Origin of the sequence: Ferruginibacter sp., from assembly GCF_049840995.1 — a bacterium.
Lineage (GTDB): Bacteria > Bacteroidota > Bacteroidia > Chitinophagales > Chitinophagaceae > Ferruginibacter.
Genome location: NZ_JASGIP010000006.1, coordinates 507508 through 526132, shown reverse-complemented (window position 1 = coordinate 526132; position 18625 = coordinate 507508). Strand labels below are relative to the sequence as shown.

Here is an 18625-nt window from a genome sequence, read left to right as displayed (position 1 = left end):
TTAAGGTGGTTACTAAAATAAAAGAGTCCCGCTACCTGCAGGACTCTTTTTAAATTATAACCAAGCAAAAACAACTTATTTTACTTTTTTCAGCAGCATCACATAGCCGCATAAATTCTTTTTCTTTTTATTTACCTGCACCGGCTTCATCATGTGGTATTCAGAAAATTTTGGGATGTAAGAATAACTGATCACATTGCCATCCACATCGCCCCACATCTTTTTCTGGTACACTACCTGTTTTTCGTTCCAGTCAAACATCCTTACTTCGTACAGTTTGGAGGTAACATCACCTATAAACACAAACTGGTACCAGCTGCCTTCCGTTAATGGAACAATAACCGGCATTTCGTATTCACTTTCCATTTGCATAGAAGCTTCCTTTACAACAATAAAACCTTGTTTGGCCAGGTCTTGTTTAACACTGTCTGCCTGGTGCTGTATAGATTCGCTGGAACAGGGGCTTTGACGTATTACGTCCTGCGCATCAACTTGTAAAGCCGATAAAATGCTGAGGAAAAATATCGTGGTTAAGGTTTTGAGGCGGTTCATTCGGTTTTTCAATTTGAGTAAAGGATATACAAGTTTACAACATTTTACCCGTTTTTCATAATTTTTTTAATGTGAACGGGTTTCCGTTAGAGGAACGCAGTATATAAACCCAATATTGTGCCACAGTAATTAAAGGCGATATATCCTTTTTAATATAATATGAAAAACGCCTAACTTATTGATTTCTATTAAAATAAAAAGCGTCTGCCTGGCGGGTCGGGGTCAGCACCAGGTCGTTGATGCAAACATGCGGGGGAAGACTGGCGCAGTAAAATATCACGTCGGCCACATCGGCGCCGGTAAGGGGCGTGATACCGTTATAGGTGGCTGCAGCTGTGGTGGCGTCACCTTTGTAGCGCACCAGCGAAAATTCCGTTTCCACAGCTCCCGGGTGAATACCGGTGACTTTTATATGATGTTTCAGCAGGTCGATACGCATGGCCCGGTTCAGTGCATCTACAGCAAATTTGCTGGCACAGTAGGCGTTACCTTTTTCGTATACCTCTTTGCCGGCCACTGAACCCATATTGATGATATGCCCTTTTTTTCTTTTGATCATAAAAGGCAGTATGGCCCGGGTAACGTACAACAGGCCATGTACATTGGTGTTCAGCATGGTTTCCCAATCGTCCAGCGGGGCGTCTTCAAAATTATCCCTGCCCAGTGCCAGCCCGGCATTGTTGATCAACACATCAACATCCTGCCACTCCGCAGGCAGGTTGCCGAGAATATTGAAAACTGCTTCCTTATCCTGCACATCAAAACACAGCGGTAACACCTGTATGGAATGCGCCGATTCCAGTTCGGCTTTGAGTGCATCCAGCCGGTCTTTTCTTCTGCCGGTAATAATGAGGTTATAACGGGCGGCTGCAAATTTTTCTGCACAGCCTTTTCCTATGCCCGAAGTGGCGCCGGTGATCAGGACAATTTTATTCATGTATGCAAATTAGTTCAGCAGCAGGTAATAAAAAAACTACTGTCTTATCAGTATCACTGAACCTTTTTTAAATCTTTTATCACCTTTGTAAGTGATCCCTTCTGCCATCCATACAAAAGTGGCGGGGTCTTGACCTTTGCCCAGGTAGGTGCCGTCCCAGCCCTGGCCAATATCAGTAGTGCTGTACACCATATTGCCAAACCTGTTGTATACGCGGAAGTAGCCGAGTTCCTTCATACCAATAAGGATGGGTTTCAGAATATCATTTAGCCCATCACCATTAGGGGTAAACGCATTGGGCACATATATATCAGGATCAAATTTAAAGAGGTGCACCTGTATGGAGTCACTGCCGATACAGCCACCAGCAGAAGTTGCTGTAACAACATACCTGATATCGGTCTGCGGCAAAGCAACGGGGGTGCGAATCAGCGGGTTGTTAAGCCAGGTAGGCGGATCCCACATATATTTTACGCCACCGGTTGCGCTCAGCTGCAAAGGTTGACCGAGCACAACGCTGGTATCCCTTGGCCCGGCATTGGCAACTACTTTGGGATAAACAGTTACCCATACGGTATCCCGTACAGGTTTAGGGCATCCTAGTGTATCCGTAACCGCTACAATATACCGTATACTTGCGGTAGGCCGTATCGAAACAGGGTTGGCTATATTCCTGTTACTTAAAAATGTAGAAGGGGTCCATAAATAACTGCTGCCACCTGTTGCACTCAGTTGAGTAGAAAAACCCGGGCATATCGCTGTATCCGGTCCTGCATTGGCAGCAGGATAAGGCACAACGGTGATCACCACATCATCCTGGCTCTGGCACTTGCCAATATTGGCTATTACATGGTAGGGCGTGGTAACTAATGGCAGGGCATACGGATGCTTGATGGTATCGTAATTTAAATAAGTGGCAGGCGTCCATTTATAATGCAGGGCATCACTTACCGTGCCCAGTAACACACCGTCGTTGCGGCATACCGTGGTATCGTTGCCTGCAAATAAAGTAACATGATCTTTTACATCAACAAAAACAGTATCGGTATTATAGCAGCCAAAGCCGTCGGTCAGTTTTACATAATACTTTGTAGGCACATCCGGGCTTACCATCGGGCTTTGTGCATTGATATTGCTGATCATATAATTAGGGCCCCATACATAACTGCCACTACCCGTTGTAGTTAGTTGCAGTGTATCAATGTTGCAGATCAGCGTATCGTTAATGGATGCAAGCGGCGGAGGATCTTTTACCGTTACTATCAGGCTGTCATTTCTTGTTTTGGAACAGCCATTAACGCCCACTGCCACTGTATAGATAGTGGTAACTGCAGGCGAGGCAACCGGGTTAGCAATTTTCGGATCACTGAGGCCTGTTGCCGGTGTCCAGGTATAAGTATCGCCACCACTGGCATTCAGTTGTGCAGATAATTGCTGTCCATTGCAAATGGCCGGGCTGGGCCCTGCATTAGGAATAGCCAATGGTTTTACGGCAATGATCTTATTGGCAGTGACAACACAATGTTTACCCCAGGTGGTGGTAAGTGTATAGTTAGTGGTAACAACAGGAAACACCCTTGTTACAGAACTCGCAGGAGATTCTACAGTAGTTGCAGGGCTCCATTGCCAGGTAACAGTGCTGTAATTGCTGGTACCCGTTAACGTTACCGTATCTTCTTCACAAATGGGGCTTGGGCCGGTAAATGCATTGGTAAGGTCGAATTTAGGAGTTACAGTTACAGAGTCCCTGCTGCTGCACCCGGCCGCGTTGGTCAGTATGCCATAGTATTTAGTGCTTACTGTTGGAAATACTGTTGGCGTGGCGGTGTTGGCGCCAATAATGTTGGTATTGGGCGTCCAGTTAAAACTTCCTGTACCCGTTCCCGTTAGTTGAATACTGTCCAGGCCACAGTAAATGGTATCAGCCGGAAACACATCCACCACAGGTGGATCGGCAATAGTGATCGGTATAAAGATCGTTTTTTCACAACCTTTGCTGTTGGTCACTGTAAGCGTTATAGTATAAGTACCCGCAGCAGGATAGGTATAAGAGGGATTTTGCAAATGGCTGGTATCGGCCAATGTTGTAAGATCACCAAAATCCCAACGCCAGCTGTTTACAAAGCCGTAGGCGGTCTTGGTAGTATCAGTAAACTGAACGGGCAGGTTGGTACATAAAATGGATGGGTTGGTAAAGCCTGGCGAAAAACCCGGGAATACACTTAAAGGTTTGATTATTGAATCGATACATTGGCCGGAGGCAGAAACTTTTAATTTGATATCAAAAATACCTGCTGTTGTAAAAGTGTGTGTGGGAAACTGTAATGTGGATGTATTTGCAGCGCCGCTTGCAGGATCACCAAAATCCCAGTAGAATGTATTTGGGTTGCCGGTGCTTGATTCATTAAATGTAACAGTAAAACCATCGCAGGTGACAGGGGCAAAATTTGGATTGGCTTTAAGCGGGTTACAAAATGCAGTTATCAGGTGCAGTTCTTTCCTTGATTCGCCTATATAAATATTATTCCTGTATTCCTTCACCAATACACAAATAACATACTCGCCTGGCGGAGGGGCAATGCCGCTTACCACACCTGTTTTAGGATCGATTGTTACCAATGCGCCTAACGGTTGGGGACCGGTATAAGGAGCGCTGTAGGGAACATTGTTATATGGCGGGGTATCGGCAGGCGTTGTGTTTGGCCAGTTGGGAGAACTTGTATTGCTGCCATCGTATGCATCTATAAAAGAATATACCAGTGAATCTTTATCGATATCAGTAGCCCCAAAGTCTAAAGAGAATGGGTTGCCACCACATACAACAGCAGTATCATTGAAAATAAAATTGGGGCTGGCATTAAAAGGCGCAGTAGGTTCCAGTGTACTGGTGGATCCCGGAATTTTTATTGTAAATGTTTCTCCCCAGGAATTGGATGGAGCTACCAGGTTAGCAATGTTAATAATACGGCAGCAGCGCTGCTTGGTAACAATATAACCTTCGGTGGAAGGATCTAATTCAACAATGGTTTCGTAATTGATTATCTGGTAACAGCGGTCAGGCACGGGACTTAAGCAAGGATAACAGTTTGTAGTGTTACAACCATTTACTGTGATCTGGGAAATTAAGGGCACTGATAAATTTTGTAGCTGGGGATAAGGCGCTTTCGCTGAAAAAAAAGTAAAATCCCAGGATGATTCAACGGTATTTGAACCACATAGAATATATAGATTCAACCCGATCTTATACCTTAATTTACTGGGGTCATTAATACCTGGCCCCAGGTATTGGTAATACATCCAGCCTCCTTTAGTGTGAGCTGCATAAATATCCTGCAGGCAAACGATCGATAAAATAATGAGCAGTACATACTTTTTCATAAACGGCGGAGGCTGTATGGCGGCCCTAAAACTAACAAAAACCGCCGTCTTTTCAAAGCAGACAGCGGTTTAAACTATGAACATTTTAAAATAAAGCGCCTTTATCTAATCAGTACCACGTATCCTTTCTTTTTCAGTTTATTGTTCTTGTAATCCGTTCCTTCGGCATACCATACATAAGTTGCCGATTCCTGCCCTTTGCCGCCAAAAGTGCCGTCCCAACCCTTTACAAAATCAGTACCACTGTATAAAAGCTGGCCCCAGCGGTTGTAAACCCGGAAAAGGTCCAGCGATTTCATGCCAATGATAATGGGATGAAAATAATCATTCAACCCGTCGCCATTGGGTGTAAAGGCCGAAGGCACATACATGCCTGCATCCAGTTTGAACAGGTGTACCCTTATGCTATCATAATCGAAGCAGCCGGCATCGTTACTTACTTTTACAATGTATTCAATATCATCCCTTGGCAGTGCCACCGGATTGGAGATGCCGATATTCGACAACCATTGAGCGGGACTCCACAAATAATGTGTGCTGCCGGTTGCCTGCAGCAACAAAGGTTGATCCAATACCACCATGGTATCCCTCGGCCCTGCATCGGCTTTTATTTTAGCAACAAAAACCACCACCGTATCGCTTACCGGTTTGGGGCAGCCTAGTGTATCCGTTACCGTTACTATGTAACGGATATTGGCAGTAGGATTTTGCGAAATAGGGTTAGCGATCAACCGGTTATTTAAAAATGCTGCGGGGGACCATAAATAAGAACTGCCACCGGTGGCCTGCAGCTGCGCTGACTTACCGAAACAAATAGTTTGATCCGCACCTGCATCGGCCTTGGGATAAGGTACTACTTTAACTGTGATATCGCTTGTTGCAGAACATTTGCCAATATTGCCCACCACATGGTAACTGGTAAGCGCAAGCGGTGTTGCCACGGGATTTCTTATAGCAGGGTTACTTAAAGTATTACCTGCCGGCGTTTCTGTCCATAAATAATGCAGGGCGTTACTCTGCAGGTTCAATACGATGGCATCAGTTCTGCAGATAGTGGTATCAGGATTGGCAAACATGGTTACATGGTCTACCACGCTCACTTTTACCGAATCGGTGCCTACGCAACCAAAAGGATCGGTAAGGGTTACACGATAAGTGGTGGTAACATCCGGGCTTACCAGCGGGTTGCTGATATTTACATTATTGATATTGTAATTAGGCGACCATAAAAAAGAGCCATCGCCCACAGCATTCAGCTGTAGTGTATCCACCACACAAATAAGCGTATCATTGGTAACGCTCAATGCGGGCTTATCGGTAATTAAAATATTTTTTGTAACGGTGTCAATACAGCCTTTACTGCTGGTAACAATAAATCTTACATCGTAATTATTGGCTGTTGCATAAGTATGTACCGGGTTTTGTATCACCGAAGTATTGGTGGTGGAAGTAACATCACCAAAATTCCAGTTCCAGCTGTTCACAAAACCATAGTCAGCTACAGTAAGATCATTGAATTGAATAGGTGTATTCTTGCATTGTCCCTTTACAGAAAAATCAGGATGAAAACCGGGATACACTTTTATCAATTGACTGGTGGAATCGATACAAACATTGCCCGAAGTAACTTTTAAACGCACTTTATACACGCCGGTATCTGTATACACATGTATAGGACCGGCAAGGGTGGAAGTATCAGCAGAACCTGATGCAGGGTCCCCGAATATCCATTGATAATCGGTGATATTTCCGGAGCTGGTATTGAATTGAGAAAAATCTACGGTATATCCATCACAGGTTACAGGAATGATACCCAGCTGTGCTTTTGTAACAGTACATTCGTTGGTACGCACCAAAAAATCTTTCCTGTGCTCAGCTATTAATACGCCGGAGCGCCACTCCCTTACAATTACATTCACTACATATTTACCGATTGCTGCCGGCGCAATACCACTTATTACACCCGTAAGCGGGTTAATGGTAACACTATTACCCAGTGGTGATGTACCGGAATAGCCGGTCTGGTATGTGACTGTGCCATACGGTGGTGTATCCGGGCCTGTACCATCGTTGGTGGCTGTAAAAGAGCCGCCGTTATAAGCAGCTGCAAACTGGTAGCTTAAAGAATCCTGCGGGTCTGGATCGGCAGCGCTGAACTCCAGCGTAAAGGCGCTGTTATGACAGATGAGTGCGGTATCTTTTAATTTTACAATAGCAGTGGAGTTGTGTGCTGCCCCGATCAGGTTGGTGCCCGGCATGGTTGCTTCGTAGGTGGCACCCGGTACACCACTAACGGTAGATGCATTGGAACTTACATTGATAGAAGCAGCCCTACAGCAGGACTGGTAAGCCAGCCGGTAACCAACCGCATTATCTGCCAATTGTACAATGCCGGTATAGGTATTCACCTGGTAACACACCACCGGGTGGTTGTCCAGGCAAGGAGGATAGGTACCTAAACTGATCTGCGGGTTACCTGCAGAAGACAATGTGAGGTCAGTTACTTTACTAAAAGGAGATAAATTGGTAAAAATGCCAATAATAGGATTGGATGGGGGACAAGCCACACCAGAAGATCCGCCACAGGCCTGGTCGCATTCTGTAAACAATCTTAATAATACGGTATACCTGCTGGTATTGGGATCGGTACCCGGCCCCAGGTAAGTATACGCCACTTCTCCGCCCACAATATGCGATGCAAAAATGTTCAGGAAACAAAAAGAAAGTACTATCAGCAGTAATGATTTCTTCATAGAGATGTATCTACTATATCGTATAAGACCTAAAAATAGTACAAAACGCTGTCTTTGACCGGTTGCCAACGTTTTGCAGATGTTAAAGTCTTTTGTAAAGATGTAAAATAAACTGTTACCGTTGGGTAAACTGCGCCAACCAGGTAAATGTTGTTGCAACTTTGAAAAATTTAAGCCTAGCCCTGTAAAAAATCAAGTAAAGCTTTGTTGGCCTTTTCGGTCTCTTCCCACATACCCATGTGTGCGCTGTTGCGTAAAATATGTATATGAGCTACTGCGGGCAGATAAGATTGCTGCATGCTTTGCGCAAAAGGCACAGCTTTGTCCTGTTCGCCGATAATAAAAAGTACAGGGTGAGGGAAGTTTTTGAGTAATTCAGTCCTGTCGGGGCGTGCGATCATGGTGTGGTAATAACGGATCAGCGCTTCCGGATCAAATTGCGCCACTTTATCTATCAGGCCCTGTACTTCTCCAGGAAGGGGGCCGGCGTTGTTCTGTGTTTTAACAAATAAGCCGGGCACACTGGTCCTTAAAAAATCATAGGAACCATTTTTTTTGATAAAATCGATCGCTTTTAAACGGGTGGCTTTTTTTTCTTCACTATCCGCAAAAGCAGAGGAATGGAACAACCCGAGGCCTGATAATGAAGAGCCATATTTTTGTGCAAAAGCAAGGCTGATATATCCGCCCATACTGTGGCCGATCAAAATGATCTTTTGCCCCGCTGGTATTGCTGTATCAATAAGCTCTTTTACAAGGCCGGCCATGCCTTCCATACTCATATCATCAATCATTCCGGATCTGCCGGAGCCGGGCAGGTCGGGCACAATAAGCGTATAATTGTTTTTTAAAACATCCACCTGTTTATCCCACACATCTCCGTCTTCGCCAAAGCCATGCAGCAGCACAACCGGTTGGCCGCTACCGGCAACGCGGTAAAAAATGTTGGCGGACTGAAGCGAGATATTTTTATGCAGCATGCTTATTTATTTTTCAAAAAAAACTTTGGTCGCACTGCGGTAAATGAGTAGTAATGCAATCGGTATTAAAGATACATTTAAATGTTGTCTCAAAAAGAACCAGGCAAACAGCACCGCCACCATACTTACAGAAGTAAAGGCAAAATATTTTTTTACCAGGCTTTTATTGCTGTTTACAAAAAATGCAACCAGTATATGTGTGGGCCATGCCCATAACAAATTAAAATTACTTTTCGTCATACTGTGATCGGTGCCGTACCACATGAACAATAAAAGAATGCCCAGCAGACCGGTAACAAAAAATAATAATCCGTCAAACACTACCAGCGCTTTTTGTGCGGCTTTGTTCTTTAATAAACTCGTAAGTGCCACGCCAACCAGCAGCAAACTGAATATTACCAGCGGCGTAAATAAAGATCTTTGCTGATCGTTGTTGTTGATAGGAATAAGTTCCTGCGTGGACAATACAAAGGAATGATTGGCACTGTCCAGGCTTTTCATAAGGTTGTCGGGCAAAAATTCCATTTGCTCCGTTGTCATTATCCTGTCGCAATGCACACCCAGCAATATATCAATGCCCAGCTTGCTCCATTGCTTATCTTTTTTATCGAGATATTGATAAATGGCCTGCCGGAATGTAGTACCAACGGGCATTACAGCTTTAGCAGTAAAAGAGGAATCGTGATTTTTTTTAAGAATATCCTTTAACCTTGTAGTGCAGTTGTCAAAAAAGAAATCGTATTTATAATACTTGTTCTCGTCTTTAAGATTATTATTTAAAAAATTCTGGATAGTGATCTTTTCTGCACCGGTAAGATTAAGTACCTGTTCAGTAATGCCGCGTTTTTCGGCCATATAATTTGCCCTGAAACCGTTCGTACCTTCAAAATCCTGCGCCGAAACAAAATACAATAATTTCCCTTTTATGAACTTGGTATAAAAATCAGGGTCTTCAAAATCAAACGTGCCGTAATTGTAAACCACATCCCGCCATCCGTCATTAAAAGCCTGGCTGCTGTCTACGATCCGTACGGCACTGTGTCCAAAGCTTGAATACAGCTCGTCGCCGGGCGAACAGGTAAGCAGTGAAATGCGCAGGTGAGAAGAATCCTGTGCCGAACTAGTAGAAACAAAAAATGAAAAACTAAAGACGAGAGAAAAAAGTTGCAGTATACTGATCGTTCTTTTTTTCATTTGACTGTCTGCTGGTTTTAGGAATTGATTTTAGCTATCAGCAATAAAATATTTTACCGGTCTAAAGCAAAGATGCTCCATATTTCAATACGCAGCTTTTAATGGCTGTGGTGTTTTATTGAAACAGGGAGCATTTATAATTTTTTTAACGGCTGTAATTAGGCGCTTCTTTTGTAATATCAATATCGTGCGCATGGCTTTCTTTGATACCCGCATTGGTGATCTTTACAAAAGTGGCGTTCTGTAATTCCTTGATGTTTTTTGCACCGCAATAACCCATGCCTGCACGCAGGCCACCGGTATATTGATGCACCACTTCACTAAGGTTACCTTTAAAAGCAACGCGGCCTTCAATACCTTCCGGCACAAATTTTTTCACATCATCTTCCACATCCTGGAAGTAGCGGTCGCTGCTGCCCTGCGCCATCGCACCTAATGATCCCATACCACGGTATTGTTTGAATTTACGGCCTTCATAAATAATGGTTTCACCGGGGCTTTCTTCGGTACCTGCAAATACATTACCCATCATTACACAACTGGCGCCGGCAGCCAAAGCCTTCACCATATCGCCTGTATAACGTATACCACCATCGCTGATAATGCCTACATTCTTGTTCTTTAAAGCTACAGCAGCTTCCATCACAGCAGTTATCTGCGGTACACCTGTTCCGGCCACAATACGGGTGGTACAGATAGAACCTGGGCCAATACCCACTTTCACCGCATCTGCACCGGCATCTGCCAGCGCCTTGGCACCTGCTGCCGTACCCACATTGCCACCAATTACCTGTATATTTTTAAAGGTTTTTTTGATATCTTTTAATGCAGTGATCACTCCTTTTGTATGGCCATGAGCGCTGTCCAGGCAAATTACATCCACACCTGCTTTATGCAATGCTTCCACTCTTTGCAAAGTATCTTTGGTAATGCCTACACCGGCGCCTACCAGCAACCTTCCGAAAGAATCTTTTACTGCGTTGGGATGGCTTTTGAGTTTTAAAATATCACTGAAAGTGATCAATCCTGTCAGTTTACCGGCTTTATTCACCACCGGCAGTTTTTCTATTTTATTTTTTTTGAAGATGAGTTCTGCTTTTTTAAGATCGGTGCCTTCAGGAGCCGTGATAAGATTATCCTTGGTCATGATCGAGCTTACTTTTTCCCTGTAATTGGTCTCAAAACGTAGGTCGCGGTTGGTAAGAATGCCGACCAGTTTATGCTGTTCATCAACAATGGGGATACCACCTATCTTATTGTCCCGCATCATGCGCAGCGCTTCGCCGATAGTGGAATCGGGGGAAAGTGTAAGCGGATCCAGTATCAGGCCGTTCTCACTGCGTTTTACCTTGCGCACCTGGTCTGCCTGCTGTTCAATACTCATATTTTTGTGCAAAATGCCCAGGCCACCCTCTCTTGCCAATGCAATGGCCAGCGAAGCTTCTGTAACGGTATCCATTGCTGCGCTCAGCAGGGGTACATTCAATGTTATCGACTTGGTTAACTGCGTTTTAATTTCCACTTCACGTGGTAATATTTGCGAGTAAGCAGGCATTAACAGCACGTCATCGAACGTTAAGCCTTCACCGAAAAATTTTGCTGATTTGTTAGCGGAGTAATTTATTGTTGCCATGTGCAAAGGTACAGGGCAAAATTGAAAGTACAAAACCAGCCGCTCAAAACTGCGGTGGCGCAAACAGGGCGTCCATTTTAATATCGTTTTGCACCAGGCCGGCTGCATAATTATTTTGAGCAAGGCCAAATGTGGTTACCAGTGCAAGAAATACCGATTTCCGGGTGCCGGTTTCTTTTTTAAAGGCAGCTATCTTATTGCGCAGCTCTGCATCGTATTTTTTATCAATAATAAAAGGATTGATAGAGAATTTCATTTCGCAGAGCGTGATCACCTGGTCCCTCCGGTCGATCACCAGGTCTACCTGGGCGCCATTTTTTACAGTAGTGCTTTTCCAACTGGAGATATTGGTTTCTACGGCAGCGATGCCCAATGCCTGCTTAAGCTGTTCGGCGTGGTAAAGACAAACCTGCTCAAAAGCGTAGCCACTCCATGTTCTGTATGCAGGGCTGTCAATGCTGTTCAGCCATTTGTTTTTATCAAAATCATTGCCGCCGTTTATAAAGCGCAGGTAAAACAATGTATAAAAATCAGTGAGCTGGTACAGGCTGCTTCTCATCTTTTTTTCAAACGGTGTGTATTTTCTTATAAACCCGCTTTCTTCCAGTTCGTCCAGTAATCTCGTCATGCTGCCGCCATCAGGCAGTTTGGAGCCTTTGATGATCTCTTCCCTGGTCAATCCTTTGGCTTTTTTCGCAAGCGCATTCACTATAGCCATATGCCTTTCGGCATTGCTGAATAATGAATTAAAAAGATTGGGATATTCTGTACGCAGCAACCCGTTCTGGCTAAAGCATAACTGCTGGATATTCTGTGCCGCACTCAAGCCCTTCGAGACCTCGTCCCAGTAAAACGGGATACCACCCAGCACCATGTACAATTGTATCAATTGATAACGGTCAAGTACCGTTTTTTTTGATTGCACCAGTTGCTTGCACTCCTGTAATGTAAAGGGCGCTACTTTTATTCTTTTGGTCACCCTGTTGTGCAGGCCGCCTTTATTATTGATCAGTTTATTGATCATCCACGATGCGGCGGAACCGCACACGATCAAAACAATATCTTTTCTTGCCGAAGCCCAGCTGTTCCAGAAATGCTCCAACGCCTGGATAAAACCGGAATTAGGTGTATCCAGCCAGGGCAGTTCATCAATGAATATTATTTTTCTTCCCGTCTTAAGTGTTTCCAGGAACGCAGCCAGTTTGTCAAATGCGTCGAACCAGTTGGCGACGGCAGCACTCTTGCGTTTTTTTTGAGCTTTATTCAGTTCATTGTTGAAATTAGCCAGTTGCTGTTGTGTGGTGCTGTTGGCCAGCCCGGTAAACTGAAAGCTGAATTGTTTTTTGAAAACGGATCGTATCAGGAATGTTTTTCCTACCCTGCGGCGGCCGTACACAGCAATGAACTCGGAACGCTTACTTGCGAGTGCTTTGGTAAACAGGCTTATTTCCCTGCTGCGCCCGATGATATCTTCCATTACTTTGATTTGGCTGTAAATATACAAAATACACCACTTACAGCCAAACCAAATTATTTTTGATTTGGCTGTAACTATATAAAAAATACCGCTTACAGCCAAACCGAAATATTTAAAATGGAGATAAGATCAGGCCAGTTTATACACTTTTCCCGGCAGGGATATTACCAGGTTCTGCATTTCCAGCATCAATAATGCAGCTGCTGTAGCACTGCTGCTGAGGCCGCTTTTAAAATACAGTTCATCTATCTGTATGCTTTCCTGCTGCAGTAAAATATCGGTAATGATCTTTTCATCAGGAGTAAGTTCAACAAAAAGCGCTCTTTGTTTTTTATGATTTTTTTGAGCGGGCATCCAGTTCATTAATTCCACCAGGTCGGCAGCGCAGGTAATTAAAGAAGCTTTGTTTTGCCGTATAAGGTAATTGCAGCCCTCGCTTTTAGTATCGGTGGTTTTACCGGGTATGGCAAATACATCTTTGTTATAGCCATTGGCCAGTTCGGCAGTAATGAGCGAGCCACCTTTTTTACTGCTTTCAATAACAACAATGCAATCACAGATGCCCGCAACAATGCGGTTACGTTTAGGAAAATTCTGTTTATCAGGATTGGTGTTACTAATAAAATCGGTTAAAAGCCCGCCGGCTTCGGCCATTTGTTTGGCCAGCGTTTTATTCTGAACAGGATAGATCCTGTCCAGCCCGTGCGCCATTACACCAACAGTTTGCAGGTTGCTTTTTAGTGCGGCTTTATGAGCAATGGTGTCAATACCAAAGGCAAGGCCACTTACCACTAAAACATTCTGATCTTTTAATTCCTCCACTAATTTTTCGCACACATTTTTACCATACTCACTATTGTTGCGGGTGCCTACTATAGAAACAATCTTTGAAGTATTGAGGTCAGCGGTGCCACGATAGTAGAGCAAAACCGGGCTGTCGTAGCAATTCAGTAAACGCTGTGGATAATTTTTGTCAGTAATAAAAAGCGGGGCGATCCTGTATTTTTCAATGAATTTTATTTCTTCTTCGCAACGGGCAAGATCGGCAAAGTCTTTAATGCTTTTTGCCCTTACACTGCCAATGCCTTCCAGCAGCTCCAGTTCTTTCTTCCGGGCTTTAAATACCGATTGCGCATCGCCATAAACAGCGATCAGTGATTTCGCATGTACGTCACCGATATTGGGTACAAGGGTAAGTGCTACCTGGTAAAGCAAATCGTTGTTCATAAAGTATCAATGAACAATATTAGCAAAAAATCAGTTACTGGTAACCGAAAGTTCCGTGCGCCTGTTCAATGCACGGCCTTCTTCAGTATCATTGCCGGCAACGGGCTTGGTGGCACCAAAACCTTTATATACCAATCGTGCTGCAGCAATACCTTTTGCAGAAAGATAATCCACCACGGCTTTGGCCCTGTTGTTGGATAAGAGTAAATTATCTTTAGCGGCGCCTACATTATCTGTATGACCGTCTATTTCTATTTTTAATTTGGGGTTATCATTTAACAGCATCACTACTTTATCCAGTTCTGCAACAGATTCCGGTTTAAGATCAAACTTCTTGGTATCAAAAAAGATATTCTTTAAAACGATAACAGCTCCTGCTTCCAAAGGCTGCAAGGCGATATCCTTATAAAAAACAGAATCAGCCGGGTCTTTGCTCAATGAAAAATTATCCGAATAAAATAAATAACCTTTGCGGTTCACATTAAAAGCATAGTCTTTACCTACCGGCAAAGGAGTTAAATAATTGCCATCCTCATCTGTTTGTATACGGCTGATGACTTTTCGGCTCTTGATATCCGTTAGTTCTACCGAAGAAGGCAAGCCGGCCTGTGTTTTTTTATCAAATACACGGCCTTTTACCCATAGTGTTTTTAACGGCCTTATATCTTCTCTTAATACAAAACTGTACAGGTCCAGTCCACCTTTGCCCTGGCCGCGGTCGCTGGCATAATAAGCCGTCTTGGCATCTGCAGCTACAATCAACGAGCCTTCATCATCAATGGTGTTGATAGGATAGCCGAGGTTCTCTGCTTCCAGCCACGAAGTATCGGTTACTTTTTTTGTAAAGAAAAGAATCGGTGGAACCATAACCCATCCGGCCATTGCTGTTAAAGTATAAAGTTTCATTATCGGCATGCATAAAGGGACAGCTTTCATCACCGCCGGTATTAACGGCTGCACCCAGGTTTTCAGGGCGGCTCCATTTACCGGTAGCAGAGCGGTGTGTGACCCAGATATCCCTGCCGCCAAAACCTCCCGAAATACTGCTGGCAAAATACAGGTCTTTTTTATCCGGCGATAGGGAGGGAGATGATTCCCAGAAATCTGTATTTACGATCGGGCCCAGGTTCTCACCTTCGCTCCAGCCGTTCTTTGTTTTAAAAGATATATACAGGTCGCAGCTGCCTTGGCCTTCGGGATAATTGCAGCCGGTATAAACGATCCACTGTCCATCCTGCGAAATCGTTTGTGCGCCCTCGTTGAAATTGGTGTTCACTTTACCGCTCAAAGGCTTCGCCTTGCTCCACTTGCCATCAATAAAATTGCTTTCATAAAAGTCCTCATCACTGTTAATTCTTCTGGTAAAAACCATTTTACTGCCATCAATGGTTAGCGAAGGAAAATATTCCAGTGCGGAAGAATTGATGCTGTCGCCCAGGTTTTGTGGTGCAAAGGCATAATTCTTTACGGGATGCGTTTTCTCATAGTTCACCGCAAATTCGTAGGTGCTTTTACGGTAGTTGCCTGCTTTAACGCTTTGCGGATTTAATTTATCGTTCGAAAGAAATTTGTTGATCGCATCCAATGCCTGTTGAAATTGTCCTGTGCCGGCCAGGGAGATAGAATATGGCAGGTAATAAGATTTGGAATAAACACTGTCCAGTAAAAATGCTTTCTCAAAATCGATCACAGAAGAATCGTATTTTTTAAGGTTGGCGTAAATGCCCGCTCTCGATAAAAAAGCATCCACAAATTTTGGTTCAATCACCAGTGCGGCGTTGATCTTACGAATGGCGGCATCATAATTTCCGGCAGTGGCGTCTTCATAAGCCTGGCCATAAATAGCGCCGGCTTTTTTGTTTACTTTGTCGGGATCATATGATTGCGAAAAGCAATCATGTGGTATGCTGAACTGCAATATAAAAACAAGCGAAAGCGTAACGAGGTTCTTCATTGTAAGCATCTTATCCGTTTCAATAAATGAAGGTAAAACGAAAACAACCTTATTTTATTACAGCAGCCTGATTATAACATTTTGTATACAGAATCAGGGAACGTTGATATACTTGTGTATCTGCAGGCTCAGCTCCCATTGGGGGTGAGACTTGATATACTCAATGATCAACGGCGTCATATCAGCTGCCTTGTCCCATTCCGGTTGCAGGAACAACTTACAGCCCGGCGATACCTGGCTGGCATAGGTCTCCGCCCAGGCAAAATCGGTTTTGTTGAAAATAATCACTTTTAGTTCGTTGGCAAAAGGCAATATGCCAGGTAAAGGCGCTTTGAATTTTTTTGGTGACAGGCATATCCAGTCCCAACTGCCGCTAAGCGGGTGTGATCCCGATGTTTCGATATTGGTTTTTAATCCGGCAGCCTGTAATGCCCCAGTAAGCTCATCCAGGTTATGCATCAAAGGTTCACCACCAGTGATAACCACCATTTCTGCAGCTGTTTCCTTTACAGTCGATACCAGCTTTTCAATATCATACAAAGGATGTTTCGACGCATCCCAGCTATCCTTAACATCGCACCATACACAGCCTACGTCACAACCGCCCAGGCGGATAAAGTAAGCAGCGCTGCCCTGGTAAAAACCTTCGCCCTGGATGGTGTAAAAATGCTCCATCACGGGCAATTGTGTTATATGTTTTTCTGCTGCTACCAATTTTAAACTTTTTGTTGTGAGGCGTTATAAGTATTCATCATCAGTGCGCCAATGGTCATTAAGCCAACACCTCCCGGTACAGGGGTGATATAACTGCATTTGGGCGCCACATTTTCAAAATCAACATCGCCCTTAATACTGAAACCGCTTTTTTTACTGGCATCCGGCACCCTTGTAATGCCCACATCTATCACCACAGCATTTTCTTTTACCATATCAGCGGTTAAAAAACCGGGCTTACCCAATGCTGCCACGATAATATCTGCCTGCAGGCAAATTTCTTTTAAATTATTGGTTCGGCTATGGCACACCGTTACTGTGCAATTGCCGGGATAAGTATTCTGGCTTAATAAAATGCTCATGGGCCTGCCAACAATATTGCTGCGGCCGATCACTACTGCATGTTTGCCGCTGGTTTCAATTTTATAATGTTCCAGCATCAGCATAATGCCATAAGGAGTGGCCGGAATAAAGGCAGGCAAACCCTGTACCAGCTTGCCAATGCTTACAGGATGAAATCCATCCACATCCTTATCTGGGTGTATCAAACTGATGATCTTTTCTTCACTGATCTGTTTAGGCAAAGGCAACTGAACCAGGATGCCATCCACATCAGCATCATTATTCAGTTTTTCAATAGCAGCCACCAGTTCTGCCTCGCTGATATTTTCATCCAGCCTTAATAAAGTACTCTTGTAACCGATCTCGTTACAGGTTTTTACTTTGCTGGCCACATAGGTTTCGCTGGCGCCATTGTTGCCGATCAGTATGGCGGCCAGGTGCGGCAGTTTTTTTCCTTCGGCTTTTAACAGGTCGGTTTTGGTTTTTAATAAGTCTTTTACTGACTGGGCTACAATTTTTCCGTCTAAGATTTGCATGCTGCAAAAATAACTAACTAATAGCTATTTTAAGTTAACCTGTTGTGCTGACAACCATTTAACGCCGGAATTGGTCTAAAATAATAAACAGCACTGCCTTGAGAATCCCTATGCTAATTTTAGTTATGCTGGTCAATGCCACCAATGGAGGTATTCGTGCCCAGTCCCTGCGCTACCCCGTAGCAATGCCCTTCCTGGAACTGTCTGCCTATTCCATGAAGCAAACGGATGCCATTTCATTTACCGCCAACCAGGCAGCATTAGCTAGGGCGGTTCAGCCGGGCATTGGTATTTATGGCGAAAAACGTTTTGGGATGGCTGCATTAAATGCTTCCTCCGTTGCAGTGGCAATGCCCACCAATATGGGCAATTTCGGCCTTCAGCTTAATTATGCAGGCTTTAAAAACTTTAATGAAAATAAAATAGGGCTGGCTTATGCCCGCAACCTGGGCCCCAAACTGGATATTGGCGTTCAGTTCAATTATTACGGTTATCACATACCATCTTATAGCAATGCATCCACTGTAAACTTTGAGGCAGGGGCCATATTGCACTTTACGTCCAGGTTTAATGGCGGCATACATATTTATAATCCTGTAGGCGGAAAGCTGGGTAAAGAACGTGAAGAAAAAATAGCTGCTGTATATAAAATGGCGCTGGGATACGATGCATCAGAAAACTTTTTCGTCAGCTGCGAAATGATCAAGGAAGAAAATAAACCGGTAAACCTGGTGGCAGGTATACAATACCAGTTTGCAGGGCAATTTATTTTACGTACCGGTTTTACAACTGCCTCTTCAACCTTTTTTGCAGGTGCAGGTGTTGGCTGGAAAAATATGCGTTTATACGTTTCCGGTAGTTATCACCAGCAACTGGGCATTTCGCCGGCGGTATTGCTGCTAGCCAATTTCGGCAGCAGGAAAAATAAACAGGAGTAAAATCATTTTA

General features: G+C 44.0%; 14 protein-coding genes. 1 reads left to right on the top strand and 13 read right to left on the bottom strand.

Features of this window, described 5'->3' with window-relative positions; translation table 11 throughout:
• Nucleotides 1-75 precede the first annotated feature (75 nt).
• The 13 genes from QM738_RS17325 to QM738_RS17265 all read right to left on the bottom strand — a co-directional run bounded on the left by QM738_RS17325 (nt 76) and on the right by QM738_RS17265 (nt 17677).
• Nucleotides 76-552 (bottom strand): hypothetical protein, encoded by a 477-nt coding sequence (locus tag QM738_RS17325; RefSeq protein ID WP_462277986.1) that lies wholly within the window; start codon nt 550-552, stop codon nt 76-78.
• 175 nt (nt 553-727) lie between these two features.
• On the bottom strand, nt 728-1489 hold the full coding sequence (locus QM738_RS17320) for an SDR family NAD(P)-dependent oxidoreductase (protein ID WP_462277985.1): 762 nt from the start codon (nt 1487-1489) through the stop codon (nt 728-730).
• Between the two features lie 36 nt (nt 1490-1525).
• On the bottom strand, nt 1526-4867 hold the full coding sequence (locus QM738_RS17315; protein ID WP_462277984.1) for a PKD domain-containing protein: 3342 nt from the start codon (nt 4865-4867) through the stop codon (nt 1526-1528).
• A 101-nt stretch (nt 4868-4968) separates the two neighbouring features.
• Nucleotides 4969-7620 carry a PKD domain-containing protein gene (locus tag QM738_RS17310; protein ID WP_462277983.1) on the bottom strand — a complete coding sequence of 884 codons (2652 nt, stop codon included), beginning with the start codon at nt 7618-7620 and terminating at the stop codon, nt 4969-4971.
• Between the two features lie 176 nt (nt 7621-7796).
• Nucleotides 7797-8600, bottom strand: coding sequence for an alpha/beta fold hydrolase (locus tag QM738_RS17305; protein ID WP_462277982.1), 804 nt, complete (start codon nt 8598-8600; stop codon nt 7797-7799).
• A 6-nt stretch (nt 8601-8606) separates the two neighbouring features.
• Entirely contained in the window at nt 8607-9794 is a 1188-nt protein-coding gene (locus tag QM738_RS17300) for an Lnb N-terminal periplasmic domain-containing protein (protein WP_462277981.1), read from the bottom strand.
• A 145-nt stretch (nt 9795-9939) separates the two neighbouring features.
• Nucleotides 9940-11427 (bottom strand): IMP dehydrogenase, encoded by a 1488-nt coding sequence (gene guaB, locus QM738_RS17295; protein ID WP_462277980.1) that lies wholly within the window; start codon nt 11425-11427, stop codon nt 9940-9942.
• Between the two features lie 43 nt (nt 11428-11470).
• On the bottom strand, nt 11471-12904 hold the full coding sequence (locus QM738_RS17290; protein ID WP_462277979.1) for an AAA family ATPase: 1434 nt from the start codon (nt 12902-12904) through the stop codon (nt 11471-11473).
• 129 nt (nt 12905-13033) lie between these two features.
• The gene (gene dprA, locus QM738_RS17285) at nt 13034-14131 is read right to left on the bottom strand and encodes a DNA-processing protein DprA (protein WP_462277978.1); all 1098 of its coding nucleotides are present in this window, start codon (nt 14129-14131) and stop codon (nt 13034-13036) included.
• A gap of 30 nt (nt 14132-14161) precedes the next feature.
• Complete coding sequence (locus QM738_RS17280) at nt 14162-14998, bottom strand: OmpA family protein (RefSeq protein ID WP_462277977.1); 837 nt, start codon at nt 14996-14998, stop codon at nt 14162-14164.
• Nucleotides 14907-16085 (bottom strand): hypothetical protein, encoded by a 1179-nt coding sequence (locus tag QM738_RS17275; RefSeq protein ID WP_462277976.1) that lies wholly within the window; start codon nt 16083-16085, stop codon nt 14907-14909. Before QM738_RS17275 ends, QM738_RS17280 begins: the two co-directional genes overlap by 92 nt.
• A gap of 93 nt (nt 16086-16178) precedes the next feature.
• Nucleotides 16179-16799 carry a 7-carboxy-7-deazaguanine synthase QueE gene (locus QM738_RS17270; RefSeq protein ID WP_462277975.1) on the bottom strand — a complete coding sequence of 207 codons (621 nt, stop codon included), beginning with the start codon at nt 16797-16799 and terminating at the stop codon, nt 16179-16181.
• A 2-nt stretch (nt 16800-16801) separates the two neighbouring features.
• Nucleotides 16802-17677: a bifunctional 5,10-methylenetetrahydrofolate dehydrogenase/5,10-methenyltetrahydrofolate cyclohydrolase gene (locus tag QM738_RS17265; protein ID WP_462277974.1), complete on the bottom strand. Its 876-nt coding sequence runs from the start codon at nt 17675-17677 to the stop codon at nt 16802-16804.
• Nucleotides 17678-17802: 125 nt separating this feature from the next.
• On the opposite strand from QM738_RS17265, the gene QM738_RS17260 reads away from it, so the two are divergent.
• Nucleotides 17803-18615: a PorV/PorQ family protein gene (locus tag QM738_RS17260; protein WP_462277973.1), complete on the top strand. Its 813-nt coding sequence runs from the start codon at nt 17803-17805 to the stop codon at nt 18613-18615.
• The last annotated feature ends 10 nt before the right edge of the window (nt 18616-18625 follow it).

Excerpts from the sequence above, each read along its gene's own strand:
- QM738_RS17260 (WP_462277973.1), top strand. The coding sequence starts at position 17,803 with ATGCTGGTCAATGCCACCAATGGAGGTATTCGTGCCCAGTCCCTGCGC.
- QM738_RS17290 (WP_462277979.1), bottom strand. The coding sequence starts at position 12,904 with ATGGAAGATATCATCGGGCGCAGCAGGGAAATAAGCCTGTTTACCAAA.
- dprA (WP_462277978.1), bottom strand. The coding sequence starts at position 14,131 with ATGAACAACGATTTGCTTTACCAGGTAGCACTTACCCTTGTACCCAAT.
- guaB (WP_462277980.1), bottom strand. The coding sequence starts at position 11,427 with ATGGCAACAATAAATTACTCCGCTAACAAATCAGCAAAATTTTTCGGT.
- QM738_RS17305 (WP_462277982.1), bottom strand. The coding sequence starts at position 8,600 with ATGCTGCATAAAAATATCTCGCTTCAGTCCGCCAACATTTTTTACCGC.
- QM738_RS17280 (WP_462277977.1), bottom strand. The coding sequence starts at position 14,998 with ATGGTTCCACCGATTCTTTTCTTTACAAAAAAAGTAACCGATACTTCG.
- QM738_RS17310 (WP_462277983.1), bottom strand. The coding sequence starts at position 7,620 with ATGAAGAAATCATTACTGCTGATAGTACTTTCTTTTTGTTTCCTGAAC.
- QM738_RS17275 (WP_462277976.1), bottom strand. The coding sequence starts at position 16,085 with ATGAAGAACCTCGTTACGCTTTCGCTTGTTTTTATATTGCAGTTCAGC.
- QM738_RS17320 (WP_462277985.1), bottom strand. The coding sequence starts at position 1,489 with ATGAATAAAATTGTCCTGATCACCGGCGCCACTTCGGGCATAGGAAAA.
- QM738_RS17300 (WP_462277981.1), bottom strand. The coding sequence starts at position 9,794 with ATGAAAAAAAGAACGATCAGTATACTGCAACTTTTTTCTCTCGTCTTT.
- QM738_RS17325 (WP_462277986.1), bottom strand. The coding sequence starts at position 552 with ATGAACCGCCTCAAAACCTTAACCACGATATTTTTCCTCAGCATTTTA.
- QM738_RS17315 (WP_462277984.1), bottom strand. The coding sequence starts at position 4,867 with ATGAAAAAGTATGTACTGCTCATTATTTTATCGATCGTTTGCCTGCAG.
- QM738_RS17265 (WP_462277974.1), bottom strand. The coding sequence starts at position 17,677 with ATGCAAATCTTAGACGGAAAAATTGTAGCCCAGTCAGTAAAAGACTTA.